This window comes from Ruegeria discodermiae, from assembly GCF_030758345.1.
Taxonomy (GTDB): Bacteria; Pseudomonadota; Alphaproteobacteria; order Rhodobacterales; family Rhodobacteraceae; genus Ruegeria_C.
The window spans coordinates 37,683-57,907 of record NZ_JAVAMO010000022.1 but is presented as its reverse complement, the minus strand read 5'-3'; the positions used below and the strand labels follow the sequence as shown (position 1 = coordinate 57,907).

Here is a 20,225-nt window from a genome sequence, read left to right as displayed (position 1 = left end):
CTTGCAGATCAGGAGCAACAAACTTTGCGCGGGTCCTGATGGTTTGGAATCAGCGGGTTTCAGTCTTCCCCAAGTCCTTTCGCATTTTTATGAGACTGTGCGTCTCGCGAGTTTATCGGAAAACCGGCCAGACGTGCACCCTCAACCAGGCGGGCGAACAGGGGTTCGCTATTCAGGTCGGTCCCCCAGAAATCAGACAGGGTGGCAAAGGTTCCGGCCTCACGAAATGCCGATGCGGCTGTTTTGGCGGCATTCATGTTTCCCTGCAACGCCTCCGCCGCAGCAAGGATTATTCCGTTTTCCACGTCCAACTTTGCCGCACGTAGCGCTGCCAGGCTTGTTTCAAGATCGTCCGCAAAGAAGGCCGCAATGCCAAGTGACAACCGGTACCAATCCGGGTGGTTCGGGTTCAGTGCGACGGCCCGGCGCCCCCATTCATAAGGTAGCGGGCTTTCCGAACCCATCACACCAGAAATCCAGGCAGCCATCGCCAGAATGTCAGCATTGTTCGGTGCAGCATCCACCGCCTGCCTTGCGTAGCGAAAAGCAGTGCGTGGATCGCCGGAAGAGACCTGTTCAGCGCTCATTCGAAGAAGGGCTTCGGGATGGCTGGGATCAACTACATAGGCTTTCCTTCCAAGATCAAAGCTCTCATGCAACAGCGCAGCGCTCTGCTCAGGTGACGCAGCAGCGTGGGATTGGAAGAGCTTCACGATCGAAAGCGTGGCGAGCGCAGGCACGTTATCAGGATCGATGGCCAGGGCTTGGCTGAGATACGCGCTGGCATTGGCAAAGCCCTTTTCCGTGAATTTGTGCTTTTCATCGACCCCCAGCAACGTGAGGTGATACGCATCCAGATTGTCCGTCGTGCGACGCAGCGCAACGGCGCGTTCGGACATGGGAAGAACCCCGCTCCATGTGTTGTCCACGGTCGAGCCGATCCTCGCCACGATCTCGTCTTGCACGGCAAAGATATCGTCGGTGCGCCGCGTCCAGCGTTGCGACCAGACGATGGCACCGGTGGCGGCGTCGGTCAGGCGCGCCATCACGCGCAGGTCATCTCCTTCGGCCTGCAAGCTGCCATCCAGCACATAGCGCACATTCAGCGCGCGACCGGCTTCGGCGGGCGGCGCAATGGTATTGAGCGCGGTATCAGGGGCCGTGACATAGAGAGATTTGCTGCGTGCCAACTCATTGGCAATGTCAGCCGAAATCCCCCGGCCAATCCGCTGCCACCGCGCATCGCCTGTCAGGTCTTCCAGTTGCAGAACCGCGATGGCGGGTCTGTTCATCAGACGCAGGTCTTCGGCGGTGATGGGTAATCCCAACTTGCGCGCGGCCTCGAACATGTGATGCTGGTCCGGGCGGCTGGCCTCTGACCCTCCGGCAAATTGTTCGATGGTCAGGTACGGGGCCAGTTCGCGGAACTTCCGGGCGGCTTTTTGAGCCTCGGCAAAGTTGCCGAGATGTACCTGCGCAAGCGCCGTTATCAGCCAGCGCGCGTTGCTCATGGGCGGTGCCCGTTTCATACTCTGCGCTGCCAATTCGTAGTCTCCGGCACCATAGGCCGCTGCGCCCAGATCGCTGTACCACCATGCCGGTGCCATTGGATTCAACTCAAGCGCACGCCGGGTCCATTCCAGCGACTCCGACCCCGGTATACCCGCAAGGTCGCTGTAGCCTGCCGAGATCATCAGAACATCGGCATTGTTCGGCGCGCGTTCGACAGCGTGCCGCAATGTCGTTCCCGCAATATCCAGCTGACCATCAAGCGCATATGCCCGCGCTAGGTTCCACAAAACATTGGGATTGTCCGGATCAAGATCATAGGCGCGATAGGCAGAGTCCTGGCTTGCCTCAATCCAGCGCTTGGCTTCGTCGCCCTCCGCATAATCCGCCCGCACGAATTGTGCGACCGACAGGGTGACCAGCGCCCCGGCGAAGTTCGGGTCGATTTCGACCGCAGCCTCCAGATGCGCAATCGTGTCCGCGATCTCGTCCGGGTTCCACCTGTGAAGCTGCTCATAGGCGAGCAGATAATGCTCGTAGGCATCGAGATCGTCGGTGAGCTTGCGTTTGACCCGTTTCAGCTCGGCTTGTGCAACAGCACCAGAATAGGTGCTGGCGAGGCTCCCGCCGATCCGGGCAATGATGTGATCTTGTACGGCAAAGACATTGTCCTGCGGTTCCGTCCAGGTTTCAGACCAGAGAATCTCACGCGTCGTGGCGTCCGTCAGATGGGCGGAGATGCGGATTTCGTCGCCCGCAGTCTGAATGGTTCCGCCGAGCGCAAACCGAACGTCGAGAACGGGGCTTGGCGGCGGCAGACCGCCAGCCACATTCCGCAGCGATTCCGGTACGGTCACGTAAAGCCAGTCGGTTAGTGAGAGCTCGCTCGCAATGTCCATGGCCAGCCCGCGCCCGAGACGTATCCACCGTTCATTGGCTTCGACGGATTCGAACGGCAGCACAGCGATTGAGGGCCCTGAGCGCGCCACCTGCGGTGCGATCAGGGTCTGAAAGAGCGGCGAGTCATTCTTGGGCGGCGTCCTGAATTGCCAGACCGCGAACAGAGCAATGGCAAGGCAGGCCATGCCCGCCATGAGCCAGGGCAGGGCTTTCGCAGCTTTGCGTGAACGCACCGCCGTGTCGACCACCTGCAGCCGGTAGCCGTGCTTCGGAACCGTCTGCAAAATCGAGCGATCATTGTCCCCGATGGCTCGCCGGATATCGGCGATACATTGCGTCAGGCTGTCATCCGTCACATTCAGGTCTTTCCAGACCGCCTTGATCAGATCGTCCTTTGAAACAACTTCACCGGGGTTGGATGCGAGCGTGTGCAGCACGTCCAGAGACTGGGGACGAAGCGAAATCAGCGCATCATCTGGCCCGAGGACTGCCCTGCGATCCGGATCATACCGCACCTCACCCAAGGCAATGAGACCGGTTGGCAAGGTCATGGCGCATTGCTCCGATACGGCGCGTTCGATCCGGGTTTCCCTCGCGCAGCGCTCGAACATTGCCATGGGAACTGCATATTAACGGCATCGGTGGCCAATCCGACAAAGTAACTTAAGTATTTAAATTCAAAATCTATTATCAAGACTCAAGCCTGCGTATCAGAAATCTTCAGAGAATTTCACCTCGGATTTCAAGACCGATCACCCCGGCCTGTGTTTGCTGAATGACAAAGGCAAACGGTCAGGAGGGAGATCACCAATGAACGGGCCGGCCATGGTGTCAATGGCGTGGACCGCCGCGAACTCTACATAGGATACTACAGATAGGCCGATTCCCGAAATTGCCTTGCTGAGGCACGAGAACGCGACTGCCGAAGCTCCGGCGCTTGGCAGGCCTAGTAACTTGTCGGCGAATGCCCACACCAGCGGAAAGTTGAAACGCCGCACCCAACCGTTACTTCCTGTCGCGCTCACGCACACGCTGCTGAACGGATCCAACCCCTCAACTCGATGAAAGGATCGCTCCCATGACACTGAAACCTCACATATTCGCCGCCACTGTCATCGCCTGCATATCTCTTGGCGCAAGCGCCGCGATTTCAGCAGACAGCATCCGTCTCAATGCACCACAGGCAGGCGCATCGTTGCGCGCGGGTGACATCGACATGACGGTCTACTACGTGGATCACGGAGACCATTTCGAAGTTGTTGCGACTTATGCGCTGTACAATGGTCCATATGATCCTGCCCGGCTGCGCATGGGCCTGTCGGACGGCGACAGCGTATCGTTTGGATTGCCTGGACAGACTGGATATCTCTATCGTTTCGCACGGAATCGCAGCTCCGTCGCCGTCAGCGCTGAGCCATCACATGCCATTGCCGATTAAGGCCATTGGCCAAACCTGACGCGAAAACTCTTTTGCGCCCGATATGCGTGATCGGCGGGAAACGCAGTCTTGAAGCAAGTCTTAAAAGAGCTTTGGAGCACTTTTGGACTTCCGAGGACGTTCCGAATTTGAGGAAGGAGTGAGCTGAGATGATCGAACTTGCGTTTATTGCCTGCCTCGCAGCTGCACCCACAACGTGCCGGGACGAAAGCCTTTTGTTCATTGACATCCCGCTCATGGTCTGCATGCGACGCGGACAGCTCGAACTGGCGTCCTGGGCGGAGAAACACCCCGGCTGGGTTGTACAGAAATGGTCCTGTCGAAGGCATGGCCCGACGCGAACCGAAGCCTAATCTACTCCAAGCCAAGCATTGATAGCTCGTCTCATATCTTGCCGCAGTCGCGGAATCTTTTATTTCAACGGCGGCAATATCCCGCAGACTGAGAGTTCAGCTGGCTTTCGATTTGCGCGCGCAGCGAACGGCAGGTTCGACGGGCCGCACTGCAGCGTTCCGAAGACACAACGAATGTCCGCAGTGGGCCGAGCGCTGGGGCAGGGTATTCTGCTGATCAATCAAGCCCAAGTCAGACACACTGTGCCGGTTTCCAGGTTACGAAGAGGCTCATTAGCTTTCTATTTTACGTCGACTTGAAGTGCTTGAACGATCGAAACACTCGAAAAGCGCAAAAATCTCAAGGTGTTGAATTCATTGGGGAGCGAGTCTCAATAATTCGGTCCCATTATTTACGTACTCCGACATCGCGTGTCGGATCTCTTTGATAGTGAGACAAGGGTTTCAACAAAATCAATCACTTAGAGATTTGAATTTCTGGGACTCTAAAATTCATGAATTTCTAGCTGAACACATCGGTAAGCAGCGCTTCGTTTAACACGCAGAGAGTGACCGCGAAGAGCCCCTTTTTGACGGATGCTGCGGGAAGCAGGAATGTCTGCATCGTGTGGCTTCTGTCCAATAAGAATTGCGGACAATGTGGCCTTGGTCGGAAGAACGCACCAGAAAGGTTGCTCAACGACAAAAAGGTCCGCTTTTTAGTCGTTGCCGAGGCCGCGGTGGTTCGACAAAAGAGTAAAGGTCGGCGTCAGCCGGTCAAACCTGCCGCCCGTAGCCCATCGGCAACCCGTTCAAAATCATCCGGACGCCGCCACATCGACCTGAACCCGCGGGCAAGGCTATCTACTGTGTCATCCTCAACCACAATACCTCGGCTTGTGAACTCATCGTGACGTTCGGTGACGAATTCTCGCAACGCGTCGGAGGCGTCTCGCTCTCGTCTGAGCTGCGCGTAAGACGCGGCGACAAAGGCAGTGGCCAGCGAGTTGAGCCGCGCTGCTCCCATCAGAAAACCAAGCGATGCTTCGAAGTTGCCGTTGAAGAATTCGACCTGCCCCATAATCCAGTCGATGGCAGGCGGATGCAGCGGGTCCAGCACCATAGCTTCCGAAACTACTTCGTGCGCCTTTTCGTGCAAGCCGAGCAGCAGGAAAGCATAGCCACACCAGGCCATCGACTCCGCCTCGCTGTCTATCATCGAAAGTGTCTTGTTGAATTGCGCCTCGGCCTCATCCCAAAGTCCAGCACAGAGATAAGCAAAACCAAGTTGGTCCTGAATGTAGACGTCCCGGTTGTCTAGTGCGACGCCCTTTCGGGCAATTTTCAACGTGTGCGTGGGTGCGTCAGCGTCCGCCAGCCCAAGCCACAAATCAATGACATATGTATCTGAAAGATACATGTAAGATCGCGCGATGGTCGGATCGAGTGCGACCGCTCGTTCCAACAACGCTCTCGCCTTAGCCGTATCTCGCGCGTTCAGACCGTCGCGTAACGCCTTGCCCTTTAGCATCAGTTCGTAGGCCTTCATCTGATCCGTTGGCTTCTGTGTCGAACGGTCGACGACATCGTGCTGGACCCTGCCCGGTAATACCGCCACGATGTTGCGAGCCACCTCATCTTGGACCGCCAGAACGTCTTCCAGTTCGTGGTCGTATCGATCCGACCAGATTTGAGTGCCCGTATGCGCGTCAGCGAGCTGTATCGAGATTCTCACGCGACTGCCGGCCTTCCGCACGCTGCCTTCAACGAGGTAATCTGCGCCGAGGGCCTCCGCGATTTTAGCCGGATCTGTGCCTTGTGTTCGGAACCTGAACGACGCGTTTCTGGAAACAACCTTAAGCGTCCGAAAACGCGATAAGCCCATAATGATGTCTTCCGCAATCCCGTCGCTAAAGAAGGCCTGCTCGGGGTCATCGCTCAAGCTGTGTAGTGGCAAGACCGCTATAGTGGCTTTACCTGATGATTCAGTCCGAGGCGGTTCCGCACATACTGCGCTTGACCCGCCTACACTCCAAGCACGTACCGGCTCGGCGACGTTCTTTACCTTGTGCTGGCCCGTGTCCACCCAAGCGACCGGTATGCGGCTCCCGACCACACGATAAACAGCGTCTGACACCAACACACCGCCGGGTGGGGCAAGCTGCTCCAACCTTGACGCAAGGTTCACACCAGAGCCAAAAACATCTCCGTCGCGCATGATAATGTCGCCAAGGTTTACTCCGATGCGAAAGCGGAGTGGGTCTGAGCCTGCCACCGGCGAATTTTGCCATTCGACGGCGCAGGACACGGCATCGACAGCGCTGTCGAAGCTGACGAGAAGGCCGTCGCCCATCTGTTTGATAATGTGACCATGATGTCGACCGACAAGCGGAGCAACAATATTGTCGATGAGTTCTGAAAGAACATCGAGCGTGCCAGTCTCGTCCCGCTCCATCCGGGCTGTGAAGCCGACAAGGTCAGCAATTAGGATAGCCGCCAGCTTTCGCTCCACGTGTTGTCCTCCTTTCTGTTTCATACTGGTCGCTATGTGTTTAGGCCATGCGAAAGTGAACAGGGGCGGTTTCTGATCTTGCTTGAAGTCTGTTTCATCTTTGGGAAGCGCTGCGATGCGTCTGCTTGAATAGCTCAGTGGGCAAACGGCCTTTTGTCTTCATCTTGCGAGAATTCATCGCCGCTTTGGGTTGTTGCCGTCCATTCGAGTTGAACACCAATAACGGTTATATCAAGTGAGCAGGCGTCCATCTGAAAAGGCTTTTCTCATATTCAGTAATTGAATTAGAAAGCCACTTCTGAAACACCTTTGCCGCTGGGCGAACTGGTCCAGGCAGCGTGACGAGGTGATATCCGATCTGCGGGATTGGATCATCGAATAGCGCCACGAGATCTCCAGATTTCAATTCATCAGAGATGAATGCCGGAACCGTCGCCCCGACACCATCACCCCGGCGGATTCCATCAAGCAGCATGTTGCCCGGCAAGCGAACAACTCTCCTATGGGCACCAGGTGGTACTCCAACCTTTTCCAACCACAGGTCAAATTCGACCGAAGCCTGTTCCTGAAGAAGAGTAAAGTCGAGCAATTCAATTGGGTCATTAAGCACTCGTTCCCCAATCAATTCTTTTGCAGCAACCACTGTCAGACAACCAGGTAGCAACATTTGCGAGACCAGTCCCGACCAGCGCCCGGTGCCGTACCGAATGGCTATGTCAATGCCCCCTGGTTTGAGGTCGACAGCCTGGATTGTTGAGTCGATCCGAAGTTCAATATCCGGGAACTCCTGAACAAACGCCGATAGACGCGGCATGAGGAATGCGCTTGAAAACATCGGTGTCGCACTGACCACCAGCGGGCGAACCGCCTCTGCACTTGATATGCTCTCGGTCAGGGACGCCATTGAGGCGAATGCTTCATGTAGACCCGCCGCTAAGAATTCTCCCTGTGCGGTCAGAGCGATACCGTGTCGCGTCCGAGTAACAAGCTGGGTTCCTAGATGCTGTTCCAGTCCTCGGATTTGTTGGCTGACCGCGGAATGGGTCACATTCAGCGCCGCTGCTGCGCGGGTCAAGTTTCTAAACTCTGCGGCGGCGGCAAAGGCTCTGAGAGACGTCAGTGAGGGTAGCGTTTGCCAATCCATTAGTTAGAAAATCTAACAATAAAGAAAGATTTACAACTACGCGATTTCTCGATTCTTACGCATGTTGACGTGGAACACCAATAACCAGAACAGGAGGAAACCATGGCAACGCTTGCGGTACTCGGATTGGGCAATATGGGTTCGGCGCTGGCGCATAGCCTGCTCAAAGCAGGTTACAGCGTCTGCATCTGGAATCGGACACCTGAAAAGACAAAGTCGTTTGCAAATGCAGGTGCAGTGATTTGCGTATCGCCGGAAGATGCTGTTGCAGCGTCCGATTTCGTCATCGTCTGTATCAAGAGCCACAAGGAAACCGCCGAATTGGTCAGTGGGCTAAGTGTATCTTTGGAAGGAAAAACAATCTGCGACATGAGCACCGGCGATACGTCCGATGCCGATTCATTAGTCTCATTCCTTAGCCAAAAAAACGCCGACTACATGCTGGGCATGATCAATGCATACCCTTCGGGCATTGGCAGCAGCGACACCACCATCCTTACCGTTGGCAGTGCCGGAACCTGGGATCGCTACGGCGAGGTCATAAGGTCTCTTGGGGGAAAGTCCGCCCAAGTCGGCGAGAAACCCGCAGCTCTTGCAGCGCTTTTTGCTGGTCTCTTCACTGTCCGGCAAGGGTTCATGTTCGGGATGATCTACGGCGCATTGGTTTGCCAGAAAGCTGGTGTTCCGATGCAGGTCTATGCCGATCAACTCCCTGCCACGATTAAATTGGTTAATGACTACCACGATCTCTTTGCCCGAACCGTTCCGACCGAGGACTATGACGACGCTGAAGCCTCGTTGAAAGTCTACGCATTGGCCCAGGAGGACGCTCTAAAGACTTGCCTATCTCTGCAAGCACCGGCTGACTTCATCCGAATTATGCATGACCGCACAAAAGCCGCGTGGGAGGGGGGATACGGAGACAAACAATTGACCTCTTTGGTCAAGCACATGACGGATGCCTGTTGATATCGAACGCTTACTGTCAAAATGGTCGTTCGACTTGGACAAACAATCGGCTGCAAAGTTGCGTACTTGGAATTGCGAAGCTTCGTCGCCAATGTCTGATTTGGGCTGGGATCGGTCATCCGGTTGGCCGCGCCCAGGCCTGCAAGGCCAACACCCGCTTGCCGCACCGCCGTAAGTCCGGAGAGAGCCCAAACTTCCGGATGCTGCGGATCGCACCAATGTCTCCGAAAAGTGAAATCCGACATTGGCAGTTTGGAAGGATAGCCCACACTCGCCGCTTGCATCTAAACTCGAAACCGTTGGCTGGACAAAATAAGCTTGCGCAGCAATCAGGCAATACGTGGTAAATTCATTCTAGATCTTGAGTTCGTTCAGTTGACCAAGAATAGCCTTTTGGTCCTGGGCTATACGAGGATGACCGTTCGCCAGCGTCCTGCCGATATATATCGGATGGCGCAAAATGCTTGGGTTCTGCTGTTCGCTGCCCGCCTCGCTGACATCGGCCTTCGGCAATATATTACAGTTGCTACGACTTTCGAATTCGTCTCGCAAGCTCATCTCGCCAACGCAGCCTCGATAACGCAGGCCAGGCCGAGACACTGGCGATCCCCACCTGCGGACGCCGCGACATCGATACCGATTGGCAGCTTGCCTTGCATTTGCGGTAAGGGAATCGAGCAAGCTGTCAGTCCATAGGCGTTTGCCACTCGTGTTAAACTCAGAACCTGGCCGGTAAAGGAGACTGCGGTGGCAGGCGTCAAGACGTCCTCGACGAGCGGTGCGGTGACCGGCGTCGTTGGATAGACTAGGCCTGCAAGGTCTTGCATGCGTTCCTGCACGTCGGTAACCAAGCGACCCAGAAAAACGGTGAGCGATCCGATGTCGCCATCTGCAACGATGCGACCCGGACCCAACCTATGCATTGCCACCGGGTCGATCTGATCCGCTTCGACTGCGATCAGCTCTGCGCCAAGTGTCGTGGTCAGTTCTGCAGGGATCAGCCCGGCAAAAACCTGCGAGATTAGCGCAATTTCGTCTCTGTTCGGCCAGTCGAGTGACACGATCTTGGCGCCTGCGCCTGCCAGCCGCGACAGCGCGGCGGTGTAGGCCTCCGCCACCTCGGACTCCAACCCGCGAAAAAAGTCGTCATGTGGTTTTCCAAGCCGGCACGTGTCGAGCGAAACCTCAACCCTGTCCGCGCCGCCTTGTCCGCCGTTGAGGCAATCGTAGGCAAGCTGGGCATCACGACAGTTGACGGTGAATATCCCAGGGCTGTCGAGCCGCGCGCAAAGTGGAAACACACCCTCTAAAGAGACGGAGCCGGCAGTGAATTTGTGTCCGGTCAGCCCGCAAAGTGATGCGGGCGCGCGCACCGAGCCGCCCGTGTCTGATCCTATTGACAGAGGGCAATAGCCGGCCGCGACCGCGATTGCAGAGCCATTACTGGATCCACCGGGGCTGCGTTGGCGAACCGGATCCGCCGGGTTCCACGGAGTTGGATGGCTGACATTCTGTGCGCCTGCCGCGAATTCGATAGTTCGGCATTTCCCAAGGATCACAGCCCCGGCAGCTTGCAGCCGGTCAATGAACGGACCCTGGGGGCCAATGGCATGGGATACGTCCAACCTGCTACCAGCGCGGGTCGGCATGCCATCGACTGCGAACAGATCCTTTACGCCAACGGGTATCCCCATCAGCGGTCCGAGATCTTGCCCGTCCGCCAGCAAAGCGTCACATCGCGAGGCCTGTTCAAGCGCAGCCTCGGCAGCGACGTGGACGAAGGCCTGCATCTGTTCATCATGAGTTGCGATCCGCTGAAGCGCCCGCTCGGTAGCGGCCAATGCCGTGTCTTCACCACTTCGCAAACGCTCTGCGAACTTCTCGATTCCGTCCGCCCATTCAGTCTCGCGCCAATGCGGTGTCACAACAGGATCAGACTGATCTGTGGCACGAAGGCCAGGACCAGCAGCGCAAGGATCATGGAGCCGAGGAATGGCATGACGGCGATAGAAAGATGCTCAATGGAAATCTGCCCGATCGAGCAGCCGACGAAGAGGTTCACGCCCACTGGCGGGGTTAGGAAGCCAATGGCGATTGACACGATCATCACGATGCCGAAATGGATCGGATCGATGCCTACTTCCCGCACCACTGGCAGAAGCAAGGGCGTCAGGATCAGGATGTTGGCAAGCGCATCCATGAAGGTGCCCACCACCAGAAGAAGGATGATTATCAGGACGAGCAGAACATAGCGGTTGTCCGAGATCGAGGTCATCAGATCGACCATCATGTCCGGCACGCTGTTGAACAAGAGGATCTGTCCAAGCGCCGTCGCCGTTGCAACAAGGAAGAAGATCGATGCCGTAGTCAGCACTGTTGACCTGAGGATTTCCCAGATCTCACGGAACCCGATGGCCCGCAGAACAACGGTTTCGACAAAAAGCGCGTAGGCCACAGCGCTTACGCCCGCCTCGGTCGGGGTCATGATACCGCCGTAGATACCGCCAAGCACGATGATCGGCACCATCAGCGCGTGGATGGAGCCAATGAATGATTGCCCGACCTCGCCGATCGGCGCGCGTTCACGCGTCGTCGTATAGCCGCGACGCTTGGCGATGACATAGGCGCAAAGCATCAGGGATATGCCGACAAACACACCCGGCAGAATCCCCGCGATAAAGAGGTCACCGACCGACAAGCCTGCCGTCGTGCCGTAGATGATCAGCGGCACGCTGGGCGGGATCATAACTCCCAGACAGCCCGCCGACGTGTTGACCGCCGTCGCATAACCGGTGTCGTAGCCCTCTTCCTTCATCTTGGGCACCATGATACCGCCGACGGCTGCCACGGTGGCGGGCGACGATCCTGAGAGCGCTCCGAAAAAGAGGCTTGTCAGAACCGAGATATGCGCCGTGCCCCCCGTGATATGCCCCACAAGGCTGCGTGAAAGCGCCAGCAGGCGTTCAGCCATGCTGCCCTTTTGCATGATCTCGCCTGCCATGACAAAGAACGGCACCGCGAGCAGAGGGAAACTGTCGAGGGAAGTGACAAGTTTCTGCACTAGAAAAATCGATGGAATACCATCGATGAGCATCCCCACGACCACACTGAGCCCGATGGCAACTCCGATGGGTGCACCTAAGACCAGCAGTAGGAAGAGGGTGATGAAGATAAGTGCAATTGTCACGGCGCTGTTTCCAAATGTTGGGGCGAATTAGATTGACGAAATGTCTGAGGTTTCGATTTTTTGCCCGGTAAAGAGTGCGTAAAGGTTTTGCAGGCAACGGATGGACATCAGCGCCATTCCAAGGGGCAAGGCCATGTAGACCCAGTAGATTGGCACTTCCAGTGCCGGCGCTTCCTGGCCCGTACGCATCAGGAAGAAGATCATGCTTATCCCCCATACTACGACAAAACCGCAGAAGATCAGGGTCGCGACCTGCGCAAAGACATCCAGCGCGAATCGCATGCGTCGACCGGAAAACTCGGACAAAGCGGTGACGCGTAGATGCCTGTCTGAGCGCATCGCGAGGCTACAGCCGACCCAGACGGACCAGATGAAGAGAAAACGTCCTAACTCCTCCGACCAAACGAGCGAAGAGCCGAGCAAGTACCGGTTGAACACCTGCATGCCGATGATGACGACCATGACCCCCATGCAGATGAAGGAAATAAACTCCTCAATACGTGTCAGCATCCCGACCGCTCCCTTGTGTATTCGGATGAGTGCGCCAGCAGCGTATCGGCTCCGCCGGCGCGCACTTCTTCATGACCGACGACTTACATGCCGGCGTCCGAAATCGTGTTCTGCGCTTTCTCGATCAGATCGGCACCGATTTCGGATTCAAAATCGGCAAGTACCGACTGCGAGGCTTCTTGGAACTTGGCGCGTTCTTCTGCGCTGAGTTCGACAATGGTCATGCCCTTATCGGCCATCTTCACCAAGATATCGGCTTCGTTTTCCCGAATTTTGCCGCGCTGGAAGACCTGCATTTCGGCAAAGGCCGTTTCGATCAGTTCCTGATGCTCGGGAGAGAGGCCCATCCACCAGATCTGCGAGCCCATCACCAGATGCGGGCTATAGAGTGAGCCGACAAGCGTCAGGTTATCCGTCACTTCGTGAAAGTTGTTGGCCCATGCGAGGTTCAGGTCGATGTCGATCCCGTCAACCGTCTGCTGCTGAAGCGCCGTGTAGACTTCACTCCACGCAATCGGCGTCGGGTTTGCACCCAGCGACTGCAAAGTCGCGATATGTGCCTTGGACGGCGTCGAGCGGATCTTCATCCCCTCCATGTCAGCTAGCGTCTCAACCGAGCGGGTGCTGTTGAAGTTATGTCGGAAACCGATCTCAATATAACCCATGCCAAGGATACCCGTGGGCTCCAATGCGCGCGCTGCCGTCTTGCCAATCTCACCGTCTGTGATCAGATCCGCAGCCTCGTAGCTCGGGATAAGAAATGGCATGTCGAAAATCAGAAAGTCCTTGGAGAATGGCGCCAGGTTCGGTGTTGAGGCCGAGCCCATCTGCAAGAGACCGCTTTGCAATCCCTGGACGACGCTATCGAAGTTGCCGAATTTTGAACTGTCGAAGATCGTAACTTCGATCTCGCCATTGGACCGCTCTTCGACCAGCTTCTTAAAGAACTCAAAACCTTGTCCCATCGGGTGGTCCGGCACATTCGGATGCGCCAGTTTGATCTCGACGTCTGCGGCTAATGCGCCCAAGGGCAGGGCCGTGGCGAGCGCGAGAGTGGCACCGGCCAATGTGGCTCTTAGGTTCAGTCTCTGCGTTGTCATTTAGGTTTCCTTTCGCTTTCAGTTGGTGGCATGGCGCCGGATAGGACGCCCCGTTCTTGGGAGAGTTCGCTAAATCGGGTTGGCATTGAAGGCATTGGGATAGGCGAAGATCGCAGAACTGCCGCCTGTATGCAGGAAGACGACGTTTCTTAGTCCTGCGAAGTGGCCCTTGCGCGCGAGATCGAGCAGTCCATCAATCGCCTTGCCCGAATAGACCGGATCGAAAAGTAGCCCCTCAAGGCCCGCCAGCGTCTGTACCGCTTCAACCATGCCCCGGGTCGGTATCCCGTAGCCTTCACCCACATAGTCGCAATTTGCCTGCACGCGGGCCCGGTCCAGAGGCACTTCATTGCCGAGGAGGTTCAGCGTCTTCAGGGCCAGGTCATACACCATCTGTTCTTGCTTCTCACGCGGGGAGCGCGTCCCGATCCCAAGAAGGGGAATCTCGCTTTCGATAATGTGAAGACCCGCAACCATTCCTGCATGCGTGCCTGAGCTGCCAGTTGGCTGCACAATCATGTCGATCTCCAATCCCGTCGCGCCAGCTTGGGACAAGAGCTCGTGTGCGCATTCGACATAGCCGAGCGCACCGATTGCGTTGGAACCGCCACCCGGAATAACGTAGACTGACTCGCCCTGAGCACGCAGATCGTCGGCAACGCGTTCCATTTCGGCCGGCATGTCAGTGCCACCCGGGAGTTTTCTTAGCTTACCTCCGGCCAGACGGCTGAGAAGAACATTGCCGTTCGCATTGTAAGATGGGTCATCGGACCCTGTGCGGTCCTCCAAAAGAATGTGACAGGTCATACCCAGCTTTGCTGCTGCGGCGGCGGACTGTCGCGTATGGTTTGACTGGGTTGCGCCTTGTGTGACGATGGCCGTTGCTCCTGCCGCTTTCGCTTCCGCCATGAGATAATCTAGCTTGCGAGCCTTGTTGCCGCCTGTCGCTAATCCGGTGCAATCGTCCCTCTTGATCCAAAAGCGCGGTCCGCCAAGAGCTTCGCTAAGGCGATCCATGGGCTCCAACGGTGTCGGAAGATGGGCGAGCCGCAGTTTGGGATGGCGCCGAAGTGCGGCGGCAAGAGCGTCCATCTGTGGCTTTGCAATCAAATCTGTTTCGCTCATATTGATCACCCCTACTGGATTGGACTTTGGCTTAGCGTCGGCAGTAAATCATGATGTGGCAAATGCCGAATTTGCAAACTGCTATGCCGAATGGTATGAGCAAGAATGAATTTGAAGCTCCTTGAAGATGCTATCGCGCTGATCGAATGTGGCTCGCTGAGTTTGGCTGCAGTGCGCAGAAACGTAACGCAACCAGCGTTTTCGCGCCGAATACGAGCTCTTGAGGACTGGGTTGGCGAACCGCTTTTGAAGCGAGGTAGTAACAAAATCGAATTGTCTGAAGCGTTGTTGGCCGCCGAACCGGAAATTCGTGCGTTGATCACTCGCGCAAAAAAATTACGCGTTCTTTTGACGCCCGAGGGCCAAAGGCAGTTAACCGTAGTGATCGCGACTCAGCATGCCCTGGGAGCCGATGAGTTCCCGCGGGTTTTTGGTCTGCTAGCGGACAAGCGTCCCGAAGTGGCCTGGCGGGTACGTACGCTCAACCGTGAAGATTGCGTCGCGCTCTTTCTACGAGGCGATGCCGATCTGCTTTTGTGCTATGAGGCCAAGGGCTTTCCGTCGCTGCCGTTCGATGAAACTGTCCGACGCCAAGTAATTGGGGTCGACACTCTGATCCCAGTGATTGGTGGCGATCTTCGTGGCATTGTGCGGGAAGACAAGACACTTGGCGCCAAGGTTCCGGTTTTGTCCTATCCGAGGGAAAGCCACTTCGGGGCACTTCTGGAGCAAACCGGGCTGTCCGATGCGCTTGTGCAAAGCTCGACTTCCGAGCGCGAGGTCGAATCCGCCTATTCGGTCTTGCTGAGGGAACTTGTCTTACGCGGGTCCGGGGTGGCGTGGTTGCCACACACGATGTGCCACAAGGAGATAGAGACGGGCAGTCTAGTATCCCTGGCCGACGCCTACAGTTCGGTCCCGCTAGAGATTACCCTGTTCGCGCTCGACACTCACAGGACGGCAATGAGCCTCTTTAAGGACATCTCACTTCCAGTATCAACGTGATCGCATTCAAGAGATGCAGTTAAGTTGCAAGCCTTTGCCTGCCCAGTTCCGCAGCGTCCAAGTCCATGGGCTGCCTCAAATACTGCAGTTGGTGGCAAGTTCCCAGACTGGCAGCTCCATTCCGGCGCCGAAATCCATCTGCAAAACTGGACTTCAGAGCCGATTCTGACTTAATCTGGATCCAATCCACCGGAGGCCGGGAACGCATGGCAATTGTACCATGACTCCTTTGGCGACAATGAGATTGAAATAGGTGACGCCCTAAACGCGTCGTTCAAGAAGAACTTCCAGCATATCACTCCTGTCAACGCACTGGGGACTTTCCGCATTCTTAAGGACTTCAACCGCGAGGCCGATGCGAGAGAGCTGGTTGACCTCTACGTCGCTGGTCGGGACGAGGGGAAGGCCTTCTTCGATCTAGACCAAAATCATTTCATTGAGGGTGAGATCGACCCATATTTTCGTGCCAAGTTCGACGAAAAGCACGATGAGCTTTCTGAAGTTCTCGACTTTAAGAATACGCTTCTGTCGGTTGGCGATAGTTGGAACTCTGAACGCCTTGCTTTCCTCGCCGATGCGCCCATCGAAAAATACTATGAGACATTCAAAGGGAGTTAAGGCGAAGAGCTAAGGAAACTATTAGCAAACGCAACAAGCTTTCAGCGCATTGTTAACCCATCAGACGAAATGTCTCGAGGCACCCAAAAAACGATGGATGCGCTCGAGCAAATCGGACAGGAATCAAGGATAGTCGCCGCGTACTCTACATCTGCGGATCTGGTGACCCAATCGAGGTGCAGTTTGGGTTCACAGCCGCCGAATGCCAGCGGGGCACGCAGCCTGGCCAAGGCGTCACAGAAGCGGCGAAGCCAACAGGTTTCTATGTGCCGCAGGGCATACATTAAGTCAAAGTCTCTACGGAGTTTTTCCCCCATCGGCCTGAAGATCGATCAATGCAAATTAATTCGAATTCACAATGCTTCGGGCCAAAACGGCCAAATCGACAACCTCATCGGCGCGGCACTCCCGATCCGAAGTCAGTGTGGCTTGCACCCAAGTGCAAGCTCCGTGCGACGAATCTGGGCAGATATTGCGAACCAATACGGTCAGCCCATGCTCGGGTATATTGGCAACACAGGTACCATCGGGCAGCCGGGCACTCACTTCAATACCGTCTACTGACAATATCTCACACAGATCAGGTGTCACAGCACTCTCAGCGGACACAAAGCAGTTCCAGCTGCCTGGATAGATGTGATAGTTCGCCGCAAAGCCTGCACGGGTAAAATAACCGTATGTGTCATTCTGCCAATCTGTGGTGAAGCCTTGCGCTTCAAAGCTCTCCCGTAAGCTCGCAGCGGTCGTCCTTCCAGACGCGCAGGTCGCATTGAAAACCGCGACGATATCAACCGATCCTGAAGGGGTAGCGGCTTTGGCATCTGGTGCCTCGGCTATGACGGGACCAGTTAGTCCGATTGGTAGCAAGAGAAAGAGAGTCTTGAGCGCTGTTCGCCCGATCATCGGTCCAACCTGTTTTTTACGAGTCCTAAGACGGCGGAGAGCTGTCGCATGGTGGCGTTTACATTCGGTTTTGAATGCGGATATGCCTTCGATCTTTATCAACAACATACGAAAATTTGGCTGCGAAAGGCAACTTTCCAACCAGGCACATCCGTTCATCTCGTTTGTCGGGGTGTCCCGCTTATTACTTGTTCCAAAGCAAAGTACTTAATGGCGGCCAAGTCCGGAACCAGTCCTTCGTCCAAAGGGAAGCGTAGCAACTTGAAGAGCCCAACCCGTAAGTTTGATTTTCTCGCTGCGTGCGCTCGCAGCACAGGTTTTTCCGCACAAGCATCCTCCTGAGCACTGCAATGCAGCAGCAGGTGCGGCCATTTGCGCCCAACGCAGCGAGATTTCGTCAGGTAAAGAGCAACGCGCGGACTTTCTCTATGTACTCAACCGAACACCGGGGCGGATCACTTGGAAAGACCATCCGCCGAGGCTTAAGACTGGAAGATGACCTGCGCGACATGACCAGGTCAATCATCTGGGGGGGCGTCATCCGACCAGGTAGGCGGGTGCCACGGTGGCGCGGACGCTGAGTTTTCCAGGGTCTGGTTGAACCTGGCTTTTGCAGTCCAGAGAGTGTTGCGGAGGACGAAGGCCAGGCCCACGGCATCTTGGCCCTTGATTGCGTGTATCACATTGTCGATATCGCGGATCACGTCGGACACGGTTTCCGCCCAAACAATCTCGGGCAGCTTGACGTTCCACATTCGTGCGGTGTCGTAGAATAGCCTGATCTGAATATCCCGCAGATATTCGTTTCTGATCAGGTTTAGCGCGCCGATGAAATAGACGTTGTTGACCTGTGCAAAGCCGATCACGTCCCCCTCTTCCAGGCTTAGAAACCGATCACGACACTCCGCGAAGAAAGCTGGCGCATCGGCTGGGAACGGACTCACGAAATACGGGCCTGACTGCGCGAGCAGCAACATGCGAACGTCATAGGCCGCGAAGAAATCTTCTGCCTGGATCTCCGTCACCAATGCGCCGACGCCATGCCTGATCTCAAGCAGCCGCGCCTCCTCGAGCCGGGCAAAGGCGCGACGGATCGGCGAGCGGCTCACACCGAACTCCTCGGCCAGTTCCCCCTCTCGCAAAGTCGTGCCGGGCGGGTAGCGATTGGTGAGGATCCGTTCGCGGACCGTTTCGTGGATCCGCTCGGCGCGGGTCTGGCTATCAGTTGTACCGGCCCCGTTTTGTTTCATCACTCCTCCTTTGGGCTGTTGACGCGGATTTCGAGCAATCTAGCGGGGCGGCCCGCCAGCATCTATATCTTGAGCGTAACTCCGGAGAGTTGACAGATTTAGATATAGAGATATACATCTGGTCTAGAATAGGTAAGAATATTGCAATTTACCACCGGTTTGTGTATAGTTGGATACAACTATACAAAAGATTAATATATCGTATCACGTAATCTTAAGCGGAGCCTTTGAATGAGACCCTGCTGCAACCTGCTTTATGAGTGTTGTGTAGGCAACAAGCAGCAAAACACGCATTCTCGTCCACTCGGCCCCAAAGCTTGAGACACACCCCTGTAAAGTGAAGCCGAAATCGGCGTCGGGATCTTGATCGTAACGTGATGATTTCTGGAGAAACGGCAGATGCGCCTGGATGTTGAAGAGTACCATGAGCTTGCACGCCCCTTCTTTGGGGTGTCGCTACAAACACCCCTTGATGCATTTTTTGTCGACGTGGCATTCTACCATCACGATCGACTGGTCATGACGGAAGTAGAATTCTCCAACCAAAAGATCTGGAGGAAGCCCCATCATATCAGGCAATTCGACACGAACATACTTCTGGTCGAAACCTATAAAGGCGGATCGTGCCGGGGACTGATTGATGATGAGACCACCTTCGTAGACGCAAACAGCATCCACATCATGGATTGGTCAAGAGACTATACAGCACTCATGCAAGACGCAGCCGTGGTCGGGCTCCAAATCCCTCACGCCCTCGTCGGTTACGATCCATCGCGGCACCCTGCCTACCTCTCACTCCCGCTCAAAACGCCGCGCGGACGACTTCTGGCCTTCACTCTTGATTTGCTGGTCGGGCAAATGCGGGATGGAGAAACCAGGGACGTCGAACATCTCGCGTCGGCGATGCTTGCTCAAATGCGGAGTCTTATCCTCAGCGATGGGGAGGAATATTGGGAGGACAGCAGCGAGAAGAGTCGGCGGTCAATCATCGAGAGCTTCGTACAAAAAAACATCGCTCGTAGCGATCTGTCACCGGATCGGATTTGTCGCGAACTTGGTATGTCGCGGGCAACGCTTTACCGCACGTTCGGAAAGAATGGTATCGACCACTACATCAGGGAACAGAGATTGGAGAATTGCTGCAATGATCTGCTTCGTTCCCCCAATATCCATGGAGCCGTTCATCGCGTCGCGGAGCGATGGGGTTTTTACGATGCATCGAACTTCAGGCGCAGTTTTCGCGCCAAGTTCGGAGTTTCGCCTTCGGAATGCCTGAGTGACGACACTCTAAGGAGCAGAGGTGGGCAGGTTTATCATCCTGTTCTAGACTGGATGCGCAAGCCTGGCGAAACAATTCACTGAGGCGCAACGCAAGATGTAGCGATCGCCTATTCTCGAACATCCAGGCTACATCAGGGTTCTTTGTACGCGATCATGGGATTCGATCCGATCGAGTTTTGCAAAAAAGGTTCTCAAACTTCCCTATAATTTTGCGGCTATTGAAGTCATCCGCGACGTTCGGAAAACCGTTGTCATGTTTCTGCCGGGCAGACATATCCGGTGCGGCGATGGCTCCCAAGGCCTGCTGTCACCCAATGAGACGCAGTGACCATATTATTCGAGGCGCTCAGACCAAGAAGCGTCGATAAGTCTTTGTTAAAATTGGTATCAGGACCAGCCCAAATACTGCACGGGCGCGCTGGTTCTGACCACTGCGCCTTAG

15 protein-coding genes are annotated in these 20,225 nt (G+C 55.7%); 5 read left to right on the top strand and 10 right to left on the bottom strand.

What is annotated here, in order from left to right; genetic code table 11:
* Positions 1–59: 59 nt before the first annotated feature.
* Positions 60–2,960, bottom strand: coding sequence for a winged helix-turn-helix domain-containing protein (locus Q5Y75_RS25705; RefSeq protein ID WP_306202931.1), 2,901 nt, complete (start codon positions 2,958–2,960; stop codon positions 60–62).
* Between the two features lie 527 nt (positions 2,961–3,487).
* Here Q5Y75_RS25705 and Q5Y75_RS25700 point away from each other — a divergent pair.
* A complete protein-coding gene (locus Q5Y75_RS25700; RefSeq protein WP_306202929.1) occupies positions 3,488–3,847 on the top strand; it encodes a hypothetical protein in 360 nt (119 codons plus the stop codon).
* A gap of 1,101 nt (positions 3,848–4,948) precedes the next feature.
* On the opposite strand, the gene Q5Y75_RS25695 is transcribed toward Q5Y75_RS25700, so the two are convergent.
* Positions 4,949–6,691 (bottom strand): adenylate/guanylate cyclase domain-containing protein, encoded by a 1,743-nt coding sequence (locus tag Q5Y75_RS25695; protein WP_306202927.1) that lies wholly within the window; start codon positions 6,689–6,691, stop codon positions 4,949–4,951.
* A gap of 226 nt (positions 6,692–6,917) precedes the next feature.
* Positions 6,918–7,835: a LysR family transcriptional regulator gene (locus Q5Y75_RS25690; protein ID WP_306202924.1), complete on the bottom strand. Its 918-nt coding sequence runs from the start codon at positions 7,833–7,835 to the stop codon at positions 6,918–6,920.
* Between the two features lie 102 nt (positions 7,836–7,937).
* Between Q5Y75_RS25690 and Q5Y75_RS25685 the strand changes: the two genes are divergently transcribed.
* Entirely contained in the window at positions 7,938–8,804 is an 867-nt protein-coding gene (locus Q5Y75_RS25685) for an NAD(P)-dependent oxidoreductase (protein WP_306202922.1), read from the top strand.
* A 554-nt stretch (positions 8,805–9,358) separates the two neighbouring features.
* Here Q5Y75_RS25685 and Q5Y75_RS25680 read toward each other — a convergent pair.
* The 5 genes from Q5Y75_RS25680 to cuyA form a co-directional block, all read right to left on the bottom strand.
* A complete protein-coding gene (locus Q5Y75_RS25680; RefSeq protein ID WP_306202920.1) occupies positions 9,359–10,729 on the bottom strand; it encodes an amidase in 1,371 nt (456 codons plus the stop codon).
* Positions 10,726–11,991 (bottom strand): TRAP transporter large permease, encoded by a 1,266-nt coding sequence (locus tag Q5Y75_RS25675; RefSeq protein WP_306202918.1) that lies wholly within the window; start codon positions 11,989–11,991, stop codon positions 10,726–10,728. The genes Q5Y75_RS25680 and Q5Y75_RS25675 overlap by 4 nt, the downstream gene beginning before the upstream one ends.
* 27 nt (positions 11,992–12,018) lie before the next feature.
* Positions 12,019–12,501 (bottom strand): TRAP transporter small permease, encoded by a 483-nt coding sequence (locus Q5Y75_RS25670; protein ID WP_306202916.1) that lies wholly within the window; start codon positions 12,499–12,501, stop codon positions 12,019–12,021.
* An 83-nt stretch (positions 12,502–12,584) separates the two neighbouring features.
* Positions 12,585–13,601: a TRAP transporter substrate-binding protein gene (locus Q5Y75_RS25665; protein WP_306202915.1), complete on the bottom strand. Its 1,017-nt coding sequence runs from the start codon at positions 13,599–13,601 to the stop codon at positions 12,585–12,587.
* Positions 13,602–13,670: 69 nt separating this feature from the next.
* A complete protein-coding gene (cuyA, locus tag Q5Y75_RS25660; RefSeq protein ID WP_306202913.1) occupies positions 13,671–14,726 on the bottom strand; it encodes a D-cysteate sulfo-lyase in 1,056 nt (351 codons plus the stop codon).
* A 105-nt stretch (positions 14,727–14,831) separates the two neighbouring features.
* Between cuyA and Q5Y75_RS25655 the strand changes: the two genes are divergently transcribed.
* A complete protein-coding gene (locus Q5Y75_RS25655) occupies positions 14,832–15,731 on the top strand; it encodes a LysR family transcriptional regulator (protein ID WP_306202911.1) in 900 nt (299 codons plus the stop codon).
* 213 nt (positions 15,732–15,944) lie between these two features.
* Positions 15,945–16,349, top strand: a complete 405-nt coding sequence (locus Q5Y75_RS25650) for a hypothetical protein (protein ID WP_306202908.1) — start codon at positions 15,945–15,947, stop codon at positions 16,347–16,349.
* A 342-nt stretch (positions 16,350–16,691) separates the two neighbouring features.
* On the opposite strand, the gene Q5Y75_RS25645 is transcribed toward Q5Y75_RS25650, so the two are convergent.
* Both Q5Y75_RS25645 and Q5Y75_RS25640 read right to left on the bottom strand, forming a co-directional pair.
* Positions 16,692–17,393 (bottom strand): hypothetical protein, encoded by a 702-nt coding sequence (locus tag Q5Y75_RS25645; protein ID WP_306202906.1) that lies wholly within the window; start codon positions 17,391–17,393, stop codon positions 16,692–16,694.
* A 377-nt stretch (positions 17,394–17,770) separates the two neighbouring features.
* Entirely contained in the window at positions 17,771–18,502 is a 732-nt protein-coding gene (locus tag Q5Y75_RS25640; RefSeq protein ID WP_306202904.1) for a GntR family transcriptional regulator, read from the bottom strand.
* Between the two features lie 399 nt (positions 18,503–18,901).
* Here Q5Y75_RS25640 and Q5Y75_RS25635 point away from each other — a divergent pair, with 399 nt between their 5' ends.
* Positions 18,902–19,864: a helix-turn-helix domain-containing protein gene (locus tag Q5Y75_RS25635; RefSeq protein ID WP_306202902.1), complete on the top strand. Its 963-nt coding sequence runs from the start codon at positions 18,902–18,904 to the stop codon at positions 19,862–19,864.
* Positions 19,865–20,225: the final 361 nt, after the last annotated feature.